This window comes from Ensifer sp. ENS07 (genome assembly GCF_014852185.1).
Classification (GTDB): Bacteria; Pseudomonadota; Alphaproteobacteria; order Rhizobiales; family Rhizobiaceae; genus Ensifer; species Ensifer adhaerens.
Genome location: NZ_JACVBE010000042.1, coordinates 1 through 1,934, shown reverse-complemented (window position 1 = coordinate 1,934; position 1,934 = coordinate 1). Strand labels below are relative to the sequence as shown.

At 61.9% G+C, this 1,934-nt stretch carries 1 protein-coding gene; it reads right to left on the bottom strand.

Annotated elements, in window-relative coordinates; genetic code table 11:
• Positions 1-76: 76 nt before the first annotated feature.
• The gene (ltrA, locus tag IB277_RS37500; protein ID WP_113475914.1) at positions 77-1,552 is read right to left on the bottom strand and encodes a group II intron reverse transcriptase/maturase; all 1,476 of its coding nucleotides are present in this window, start codon (positions 1,550-1,552) and stop codon (positions 77-79) included.
• Positions 1,553-1,934: the final 382 nt, after the last annotated feature.

Genomic DNA, 1,934 nt, shown 5'->3' with positions numbered 1-1,934 from the left:
CGTATTGCGGTAGGGACGCCCATTACTGAGCGCCCCCCGCACAGATCCACGCGGGCGGGTTTCCCGCACGTGGCTCTTACCTCGGGTGTTTGACGGCGAAGCGTACATTCGGCCATGGATGAAGGATGGAAGGCTTGGGTAGGTAGTCGTTGGCTAACTGCACGATCCGTTCCCACGTGACGTCGGCCCTCTGACTGCGCCGCTGTAGGCATCGCCGCCAGAGACCAATCACCCGATACCGGAGCGCGGTGAGCGCCCGGATGTTCGTTGGAACCGCGAAGTAGGCAAAATGCCCGCCGACGATCTGCCTCAGCCATTTTCCCTGGTGGGAGATCGGCCAGTGCATCCGCCGTCGCAGGTCCGCCTTGATGTCCTTGAGCTTCGCCCGCATGCGGTCGCCTCGGGTCTTCCGCAAAAGCTGGAAGTGCCCTTTGCGTGTTTTCCCGCAGATGAACGTGAACCCCAGGAAGGCGAAGGTCTCCGGTTTGCCGAGCCCGCGTTGCTTGCGGTTGACTGCAGCGAAGCGGCCAAACTCAATCAGGCGGGTCTTGTCCGGATGGAGCGACAGCATGAACCCCTCAAGCCTCGCGCGCATCGCAGCGAGGAAGCGACGAGCGTCGCCCTCGCGCTCGAAACCGACGATCAGGTCATCGGCATAACGCACGATGATCATGTCGCCGGTGGCTTCGCGCTGTCGCCAGCGCTTGGCCCACAGGTCGAGCACGTAGTGCAGGTAGATGTTCCCGAGCAGCGGTGAGATCACCGAGCCCTGTCCCGTTCCCTTGTCGTCTACGGTCACGATCCCGTCTTCGAGGATGCCCGCCTTTAGCCATTTGCGGATCAGGCGGATGATGCGCTTGTCGCCGATCCTGTGCTCCAAGAAGCGAACCAGCCATTCCTGGCTGACCGCCCCAAAGAAGTTCTGGATGTCAGCGTCAATTATCCAGCTCATCCTCCGCTGGTCGATCGCCACGCATAGTGCATCCAATGCATCATGCGGTCCTCGACCGGGCCGAAACCCGTAGGAGAAACCACAGAAGTCGCCTTCGTAGATGGCATTGAGCACCATGACCGTTGCTCCTTGGACGATCTTGTCTTCCAGAGCTGCAATCGCCAGCGGCCGCTGCTTCCCATCCGCCTTCGGTATATACGTTCGGCGTGACGGTTGCGGGCGATACGCTCCCCGTTGGACCCGTCTGTGCAGATCCTCAAGCCGGGGCTCGAGGTCTGCCTCGTAGTCCCGCCACGTCATGCCATCCACCCCGGGAGCGGCCTTGCGCTTCAGCGCGTAGAAAGCCGTCCGAAGTGTATCGACGTTGATATGGTGGAAGAGCGCGGTGAACTGATCCTTTTTCCTTAGCCTTGCAGCCTTCCGTACGCGGTCCAGCGACTGGAACATGCGATCCCGGCTCTGTGTCCGGTGCATGCGTTGCTGTTCCGCGCTCCCCTTGGTCTCCGGCCTTGGCTCCACCAGCTCCGCCGCCGGTTGTCCGGCTTTGTTCGTTGGCTTCGCAGCTACTATGCCGGAGTCTGACTTCTCCTGTCCGTCCATCATCGGCTACGGCTCCTCGCCTTTCCGATGCGGACCGGCGTGGCTGACGCTACCCGGCCAGACAGGAGATCTCCCAGGTTCCGACGCGTTCCTTTCATGCGTGACATGGCCCTAGACCCCGGCAGGGCGACGGCGCCTCGCATATCGGCTCCGCACATGTTGCCTTCGACGGATGAGAAAGTCTCGGCCCCTGCGATCTGATCATTATCGTGGCTCACTCCCATGCCCCACATGATTGCTGTGTACGCTTCGCCGTGGTCGTCACCGCCCACGCCGCAACACTCACTATCGGGCGGGAGCTACCCCTTACCCGAGCCGGACTTTCACCGGCTGGAACGCGCCAGCTTGTCCTGGCGCACCTCATCCTGATCGCCGCGCTATA